Annotated in this window: 6 protein-coding genes; 4 read left to right on the forward strand and 2 right to left on the reverse strand. The window is 41.9% G+C overall.

What is annotated here, in order from left to right; translation table 11 throughout:
• Positions 1–3 precede the first annotated feature (3 nt).
• Entirely contained in the window at positions 4–645 is a 642-nt protein-coding gene (locus KFO40_RS08035; protein WP_008024719.1) for an HNH endonuclease, read from the reverse strand.
• Positions 646–650: 5 nt separating this feature from the next.
• Positions 651–1,886 (reverse strand): AAA family ATPase, encoded by a 1,236-nt coding sequence (locus KFO40_RS08040; RefSeq protein ID WP_121960516.1) that lies wholly within the window; start codon positions 1,884–1,886, stop codon positions 651–653.
• Between the two features lie 146 nt (positions 1,887–2,032).
• Between KFO40_RS08040 and KFO40_RS08045 the strand changes: the two genes are divergently transcribed.
• The 4 genes from KFO40_RS08045 to KFO40_RS08060 all read left to right on the forward strand — a co-directional run bounded on the left by KFO40_RS08045 (position 2,033) and on the right by KFO40_RS08060 (position 8,725).
• A complete protein-coding gene (locus KFO40_RS08045) occupies positions 2,033–4,144 on the forward strand; it encodes a prolyl oligopeptidase family serine peptidase (RefSeq protein ID WP_009038722.1) in 2,112 nt (703 codons plus the stop codon).
• A gap of 216 nt (positions 4,145–4,360) precedes the next feature.
• Entirely contained in the window at positions 4,361–5,698 is a 1,338-nt protein-coding gene (gene gdhA, locus KFO40_RS08050; protein ID WP_008024724.1) for an NADP-specific glutamate dehydrogenase, read from the forward strand.
• A gap of 232 nt (positions 5,699–5,930) precedes the next feature.
• Positions 5,931–7,094 (forward strand): M24 family metallopeptidase, encoded by a 1,164-nt coding sequence (locus tag KFO40_RS08055; RefSeq protein WP_008641198.1) that lies wholly within the window; start codon positions 5,931–5,933, stop codon positions 7,092–7,094.
• Between the two features lie 83 nt (positions 7,095–7,177).
• Positions 7,178–8,725, forward strand: coding sequence for an arylsulfatase (locus tag KFO40_RS08060; protein WP_211146243.1), 1,548 nt, complete (start codon positions 7,178–7,180; stop codon positions 8,723–8,725).
• The last annotated feature ends 199 nt before the right edge of the window (positions 8,726–8,924 follow it).

Genomic DNA, 8,924 nt, shown 5'->3' on the forward strand with positions numbered 1-8,924 from the left:
AAGTCATTCTCCTTTCTTATTCCAAATCGTCATATCTCCAAAATCATGTTTCAGCAAATCGTTACTATGAATAATTGCATATTTAAATCCCAAATATTCACTACGAATATCCAACTGTTCTTTTATAACCGGATAATAATATTCTTTCTTACCTGACATATATTCATCAACAACATAAGAAAAGAAATTCATTTTTTGAATAAATTCATCATAAAATCGTTGCTCACGACAATTCCTATAAGATAGTTTTCCATTAAATAATAAATTCAATAACTTTATCGTTGAAAGTACTTCAGAAGTTCTATTATCACTATCAAATATTGCTTTCTGATTAACAAAATCATTTGAATGTTCTATTATAGTTTCGATATCATATTGAGTCGGATCTAAGATATCATCATACTTATTCGACTTTTTATTGTTACAGTATCCACAAGCTACAAATAAGTTTTCCCATGTTTGCTTCAAGTCTCCATTATTGGCTTGCGATTTAAAATGCTCTACTTGATAATCAGTTGTCAAACGCCGTTCGCATAGATAACATTTATCATTCTGATCCATCAGTAATTGTTTGCAGACCTCGTCCGTATTATAACTCTTATCTAAAGTTTGTGGCTTATCTGCATTTTTACAAATTCTAATCATCTTAATTAATTCTTATTTTGCCACTCTCTTTTCAGATCATAATATTTAGCTTTAATAGCAGGAGCAACTGCTTCCGGAATCTTATCAAAATCCTGCAGATACATTTCCAACTCACTTTTATCCGAAATAGAAAGCCGATCAGAACGAATCAATTCTTCCATCCGTTGTAAACGCATTTGAATCTCACTGGAGTCTGTACGAACACCAAAGTAACCTTCTGCTAATGCTTCATAAGAATAATCCGTTAAGTCTTCAATTGGTTCACGATGCTCCAAATCAAAAGCAACAGCATTCTCTAAAGAATTAAGAATAAAAGGGGAATGAGTAGTGACAACAAACTGTATGTTAGGAAAAATAGTAGTCAATATCGGCAAAATCACTCTTTGTAGTTCCAAATGAAGATGCGTTTCTATTTCATCAATCAACACAATTCCTCCTTTCTCGTATGCACGGACCACATTATTCTGTGATTGCATTTTTAAAATTAAATCAGCTACAATGTCTAATGCAGCCGAATATCCTGCTGATAGTTCGGTGAATTTAAACGACTTTCCGCGTGTTTGAATGAGGAAAGAGTAATCTTTATAATTGAAATCAAGTTCTAAGGTTGTATCATCAAATATCTGACGAAGAATATTTCGGAAGCCGACAAACCATTGACGAATATAATCAGCATCCTCTGTTTTTCCTTCATTACGAGCTAAAGCCTCTTGCACTTTACAGTCAACCATAAAATTCAAGAACTGATCTACTTTATTATGTTTCAGATCAGTCTTCATCTTCAAATCCGGCTTAACAGGATTCTTAGGTTCTACAAAAAGAGACTTACGTTCATCAGCATAGTAGGCTATAATAAAGTTCTGACTAAAAAAATCCTTAGAGATGGAGTATATATCATGGAATGAAAGTTCTACTTTTCCATAAAATTCTTCAATTCTATTTTTATAATATTCAACATTATTCTGGCCGGAAGCAATACTTTTCGAATCACCAGTGGTCTCAGCTTGCTGCAACCATGCTTGATTAGACTCTAAATTTTTCTTTAAATCTAAGAAACTCAACATCTTATCATTACAAACCTGACTTAAATGCTCCACAATTGCATTCAACAAAATAGTCTTACCACTTCCGTTCTTTCCCGTAATAATCAGATGTTTTTTTTCATTTTCAGAGATTGGTATACAAAAGTTCTCCAAATGAAAAATATGATTAACCTTGATACTCGTAATAAAATTATCCATAGTCCTTTATACTTGATGATTACTTTTGCAAAGTTAATTCTTTAAATCTCATTTTCCATCATCTTCTTTATAAAGTTTACTTGTTTATCTCTTATTATTTTGTAGATTTGTAACTTTAAGTTTATTCAAAAAGACTTTTTATTCACATGAAAAAAGTAACTTTATTAATGAGTGGAATCATGGTGATGTCATGCGCTCCCCAACAAAAAAAGCTGGTCTACCCCGAGACGGCAAAGGTAGACACTGTAGATGTGTACTTCGGCACACAAGTTCCCGACCCTTACAGATGGTTGGAAAATGACACCAGCGCAGCCACTACTGCCTGGGTAGAAGCACAAAACAAAGTAACGAATGAGTATCTTAGCCAGATCCCGTTCCGCGAAAACCTTCTGAAACGATTGACGACACTGGCCGATTACGAGAAGATCAGTGCCCCGATCAAGAAACATGGGAAGTATTATTTCAGTAAAAATGACGGTCTGCAGAACCAGAGTGTATTCTATGTGCAGGACTCATTGGACGGCGAACCGCGTGTTTTCCTCGATCCGAACAAACTATCGGACGACGGAACAGTAGCACTGACCGGTCTTTATTTCTCAAACGACGGCAAGTACACCGCTTACAGTATTTCACGCAGCGGTTCGGACTGGTCTGAAATTTATGTAATGGATACCGAAAGCGGAAAACTGCTGGAAGACCACATCGAATGGGCCAAGTTTACCGGTGCCGCCTGGCAGGGAGACGGTTTCTATTACAGTGCCTATGATGCGCCGACCAAAGGAAAAGAGTTCTCCAACGTGAACGAGAATCACAAAATCTATTATCACAAAATCGGTGAGCCACAGTCAAAAGATAAACTGATTTATCAGAATCCTGCTTATCCGAAACGTTTCTATACATCGAGCACCAGTGAAGACGAACGGATTCTCTTCCTGACGGAATCCGGTGCCGGAAGAGGTAACAACCTGTTTATACGGGATTTGAAAAAGCCGAATTCACCCTTCATCCAGCTGACTACAGACCTCGACTACCAATATTACCCAATCGAAGTTATCGGCGACCAAATTTATATTTATACCAACTACGGTGCACCGAAAAACCGGATCATGGTAGCCGACATCAACCGTCCGAAGCTGGAGGACTGGAAAGAGCTCGTACCCGAATCGGAAGCTGTTCTTTCAAATGCGGAAGTGATCGGTGGCAAACTGTTCCTTACTTATGACAAAGATGCCTCAAACCACGCATACGTTTACGGTCTCGACGGTAAACAAATTCAGGAAATCCAACTGCCGTCACTCGGTTCCGTAGGCTTTAGCGGCAACAAAGACGACAAAGAATGTTTCTTCGGATTCACTTCATTCACCATTCCGGGTGCTACCTACAAATACGACATGGATCAGAACACCTACGAACTATATCGTGCCCCGAAAGTACAGTTCAACTCGGACGATTTTGTGACCGAACAAGTATTCTTCGCCAGCAAAGACGGCGTAAAAATTCCGATGTTCCTTACTTATAAGAAAGATTTGAAGAAAGACGGCAAAAACCCTGTATTCCTCTACGGATACGGTGGCTTCGGTATCAGCCTCAACCCGGGCTTCAGTGCCACACGCATTCCATTCCTCGAAAATGGGGGTATCTACGCACAAGTAAACCTGCGCGGTGGTAGTGAATACGGCGAAGACTGGCACGTAGCCGGAACTAAAATGCAGAAACAGAACGTATTCGATGATTTCATCTCTGCTGCCGAATATCTGATCGACCAGAAATATACAAATAAAGATAAAATCGCCATTGTAGGAGGTTCCAACGGTGGTCTGTTGGTAGGTGCCTGCATGACACAGCGTCCCGACCTGTTCCGTGTAGCGATTCCGCAGGTAGGTGTGATGGATATGCTCCGCTACCATAAATTTACTATCGGCTGGAACTGGGCAAGCGATTACGGCACAAGCGAAGACAGCAAAGAGATGTTTGAATACCTCAAAGGCTACTCTCCACTGCACAACCTGAAACCGGGCACGAAATATCCGGCAACACTGGTCACTACCGCCGACCATGACGACCGTGTAGTCCCTGCCCACTCATTCAAGTTTGCCGCTACCCTGCAAGCCGACAACGACGGTACCAATCCGACACTGATCCGTATTGACAGCAAAGCCGGGCATGGCGCAGGCAAACCAATGGCTAAAGTACTGGAAGAACAAGCTGATATTTATGGATTCATCATGTATAATCTAGGAATGAAACCAAAATTCTAAAGCGGCACTTCCTATTTATAAACACATACAAGCCCCGTAACCTGTATTTTACATTACAGGCTGCGGGGCTTTGTGTTTTTCAACAGAAGAAATTGACATTTTATCATTATTTAATCAAAATATCCGCATTAAAACAAGCAACTTTGAAAAATTTTCCTATATTTGCAGTGAGTTAGTTGACATTTTATCAGAATTAACCTTTTAAAATATAGTATCATGAACATCCAGAAAATCATGTCCTCTTTGGAGGCTAAGCATCCCGGTGAATCTGAATATCTTCAAGCAGTGAAGGAAGTTCTTCTTTCTATCGAAGATATATACAATCAACATCCTGAATTTGAAAAAGCTAAAATCATAGAAAGATTGGTAGAACCCGACCGTATCTTCACTTTCCGTGTGACGTGGGTGGATGACAAAGGCGAGGTGCAGACCAACCTCGGTTATCGTGTACAATTCAATAATGCGATCGGTCCTTATAAAGGTGGTATCCGTTTCCATGCTTCCGTCAATCTTTCCATTCTGAAATTCCTCGGTTTCGAACAGACATTCAAAAATGCACTGACCACGCTGCCTATGGGTGGTGGAAAAGGTGGTTCCGATTTCTCTCCGCGCGGTAAGAGTGATGCTGAAATCATGCGTTTCTGCCAAGCCTTTATGTTGGAGTTATGGCGTCACCTCGGACCGGATATGGATGTACCAGCCGGTGATATCGGCGTAGGCGGACGTGAAGTAGGTTATATGTTCGGTATGTATAAGAAACTGACTCGTGAATTTACAGGCACATTCACCGGCAAGGGATTAGAATTCGGAGGCTCGTTGATTCGCCCGGAAGCTACCGGTTTCGGTGGTCTGTATTTTGTAAATCAGATGCTACAAGCGAAAGGTATTGATATAAAAGGTAAGACAGTCGCTATTTCCGGTTTCGGCAACGTTGCATGGGGAGCAGCTACCAAAGCTACCGAACTGGGTGCCAAAGTGATTACAATTTCCGGCCCGGACGGATATATCTACGATCCGGATGGTATCAGCGGCGAAAAGATAGACTATATGCTCGAACTTCGTTCTTCGGGTAATGACATTGTTGCACCTTATGCAGAACAGTATCCGAATGCTACCTTTGTAGAAGGCAAGCGCCCGTGGGAAGTGAAAGCAGACATCGCACTTCCTTGTGCTACCCAAAATGAATTAAATGGAGAAGATGCTCAAAATCTCATAAAAAATGACGTACTTTGCGTCGGAGAAATTTCCAACATGGGATGTACTCCCGAAGCAATCGACCTCTTTATTGAACATAAGATAATGTATGCTCCGGGTAAAGCGGTCAACGCAGGCGGTGTTGCCACTTCCGGTTTGGAAATGTCTCAAAACGCAATGCACCTAAGCTGGAGTGCTGCCGAAGTGGACGAAAAGCTCCATGCAATCATGCACGGCATCCATGCACAATGCGTGAAGTACGGCACGGAACCCGACGGATACATTAATTATGTGAAGGGTGCCAACATTGCCGGATTTATGAAAGTAGCTCACGCAATGATGGGACAAGGCGTTATTTAGAAGACTTTGTTTAGTTGTATTTGTATTTGTGGTTTGCGCTGCTCGCCTCCTGTGACAGGACGCGGGTAGCGCTATTTTTTTGAGATTAACATTATTTTCGCTGGAATTAATTATCTTTGTGGCATGATAGGTTAAATAATGGTTTGTGAATTTGTTATATCAGATAAATAACTCACAACTAATAATTTACCATTGATAGTTTTGTAATTAATAATCATGTAATAAATAAAAAATGCTACAACCCGAATTGAAATTTCGCCGTGACAAGATTCGCAGTCTGATGGTGTCACAGGGCATTGACGCCGCACTTATCACTTGTAATGCAAATTTAATTTACACGTATGGCTGTGTAGTCAGTGGCTATCTTTACCTCCCCCTTCATTCGCCTGCACTATTATTTTTCAAACGCCCTAATAATATCACAGGAGAACATTCGTTCTCGATTCGCAAACCGGAACAAATCGTTGACCTGTTGAAAGAACAAGGATTGCCGATGCCAACCAAACTGATGTTAGAAGGTGACGAGCTCCCTTATACGGAATATTGTCGTCTGGCCAGCCTGTTTCCGGAAGCAGAAGTTGTAAATGGCACCCCGTTGATTCGTCAGGCACGCAGTGTGAAAACACCTGTAGAAATTGAGATGTTCCGCCGTTCGGGCATTGCCCACGCCAAGGCATACGAACAGATTCCAAGCGTATATCGCCCCGGTATGACAGACATCGAGTTTTCCATTGAAATAGAACGCCTGATGCGTCTGCAAGGTTGCCTCGGAATTTTCCGGGTATTCGGACGCAGCATGGAAATATTCATGGGTAGCGTACTGACCGGAGACAATGCCGGATACCCCTCGCCCTATGATTTTGCTTTAGGTGGACAGGGACTTGATCCTGCTTTGCCGGGAGGAGCAAATAAAACTCCGCTAAAGGAAGGTCAGAGCGTTATGGTGGACTTGGGAGGTAACTTCAACGGCTACATGAACGATATGAGCCGCGTATTCTCAATAGGAAAGCTGCCCGAAGAGGCTTACACCGCCCATCAGGTTTGTTTGGATATCCAAACAAAGATAGCTTCCATCGCCAAACCGGGCATTGCTTGTGAAGTGCTTTACGACATAGCTGTCGAAATAGCCAAAGAAGCCGGATTTGCCGACAAATTTATGGGAACAGGGCAACAAGCCAAGTTTATCGGCCACGGTATCGGACTCGAAATTAATGAAGCTCCGGTATTGGCTCCCCGCATGAAACAACAATTAGAACCGGGCATGGTCTTTGCCCTCGAACCGAAAATCGTTATTCCGGGTGTAGGCCCCGTAGGTATTGAAAACTCTTGGGTAGTAACCAATGAAGGAATAGAAAAGCTGACGAACTGCAATGAAGAAATCATTGAATTAAGTTAAACAGATGATGAAAAAGATGTGTCCGGCAAAGAACGGACACATCTTTTTCTACTACTAATAACACACTTAACCCCCAAAAAACAATGAAACAACCTTTCATTCTAACCTTTATGTCCACTGTTGCCTGTGCTGCAACAGCCACTAACAAAGCACCGGAAAACACTACACCGCCCCAATCAAATACTCCACCCAATATTCTTTTCATTCTCTGCGATGACATGGGATATGGAGATTTAGGCTGTTACGGTCAACCATTTATCCGCACCCCTCATATAGACACGATGGCGAATGAAGGTATGCGTTTTACACAGGCATACGCCGGCAGTCCCGTCAGCGCGCCTTCCAGAGCTTCATTCATGACAGGGCAACATTCAGGCCACTGTGAGGTGCGAGGCAACAAAGAATACTGGAAAAATGTACCGATCGTGTTGTATGGGCAAAACCAAGAATATTCGATAGTAGGACAACATCCTTATGATTCCGACCATGTAATCTTGCCGGAAATAATGAAAGACAATGGCTATACCACGGGTATGTTCGGCAAATGGGCGGGAGGATATGAAGGCTCGCGTTCTACTCCCGACAAACGGGGAATAGATGAATACTACGGTTACATCTGTCAATTTCAGGCTCATCTCTACTACCCCAATTTCCTGAACCGTTATAGTAAAGCGTTGGGCGACACCGGAGTGGTGCGGGTGGTGATGGATGAAAACATCAAATATCCGATGTATGGTCCCGACTACCAGAAACGTCCGCAATACTCGGCCGACATGATTCATCAGAAAGCATTGGAGTGGTTGGACCAACAAGACGACCAACAACCGTTTTTCGGCATACTGACTTACACTTTGCCTCATGCGGAACTCGTTCAACCGGAAGATTCCATCCTGAATGAATACAAAGCCAAATTCAACCCGGACAAAGAGTTTAAAGGAAGCGAAGGCTCACGATACAATGCTATTACGCACACTCATGCTCAATTTGCAGGAATGATTACCCGGCTGGATTATTACGTGGGTGAAGTCCTGAAAAAGCTGAAAGAGAAAGGGCTGGACGAAAACACATTGGTTATTTTCTCCAGTGATAACGGCCCTCACGAAGAAGGTGGAGCCGATCCTACTTTCTTCGGCAGAGACGGAAAACTGCGTGGATTAAAACGCCAGTGTCATGAAGGAGGAATACGTATTCCGTTTATCGCGCGTTGGCCGGGGCACATACCGGCAGGTAAAGTGAACGATCACATCTGTGCTTTTTATGATTTAATGCCTACATTCTGCGAAGTGATCGGCATCAAGGACTACGAAAAAAAATATCGCAATAAAGAAAAAGAAGTCGATTATTTCGATGGAATTTCTTTTGCACCCACACTGCTGGGTAAGAAAAAGCAAAAGAAACATGATTTCCTGTATTGGGAATTTGATGAAACAGACCAGATTGCCGTACGCATGGACGATTGGAAGATGGTGGTAAAAAAAGGAACACCGTTCCTCTACAACTTAAAAACGGACATTCACGAAGATACTGATATAGCACTCCAACATCCGGACGTTGTAGAAAAGATGAAAGCTATCATCTTCGAACAACATACGCCCAATCCATATTTCTCGGTAACACTACCCAAACAGTAAACGTACGGATAAAGAAATAATGAGTAATCAGCAGTTAGAAAGCAAGGTTTCATTCATTTCAGTACAGTTCTTAATTAAATGGGAATTTAGCAGTTAAATGAGAATTTTGCAGTTAGGCTGAAAGCCTTACAATTATATATTTATTGGGGTGCCCTGAAAGGGCTTAATTATATAGCGTAGGGCAACGCCCTACGAAAAA

This window comes from Bacteroides sp. 1001302B_160321_D4 (genome assembly GCF_015667765.1).
Taxonomy (GTDB): domain Bacteria; phylum Bacteroidota; class Bacteroidia; order Bacteroidales; family Bacteroidaceae; genus Bacteroides; species Bacteroides xylanisolvens.

Excerpts from the sequence above, each read along its gene's own strand:
- KFO40_RS08045 (WP_009038722.1), top strand. The coding sequence starts at position 2,033 with ATGAAAAAAGTAACTTTATTAATGAGTGGAATCATGGTGATGTCATGC.
- KFO40_RS08035 (WP_008024719.1), bottom strand. The coding sequence starts at position 645 with ATGATTAGAATTTGTAAAAATGCAGATAAGCCACAAACTTTAGATAAG.
- KFO40_RS08055 (WP_008641198.1), top strand. The coding sequence starts at position 5,931 with ATGCTACAACCCGAATTGAAATTTCGCCGTGACAAGATTCGCAGTCTG.
- KFO40_RS08060 (WP_211146243.1), top strand. The coding sequence starts at position 7,178 with ATGAAACAACCTTTCATTCTAACCTTTATGTCCACTGTTGCCTGTGCT.
- gdhA (WP_008024724.1), top strand. The coding sequence starts at position 4,361 with ATGAACATCCAGAAAATCATGTCCTCTTTGGAGGCTAAGCATCCCGGT.
- KFO40_RS08040 (WP_121960516.1), bottom strand. The coding sequence starts at position 1,886 with ATGGATAATTTTATTACGAGTATCAAGGTTAATCATATTTTTCATTTG.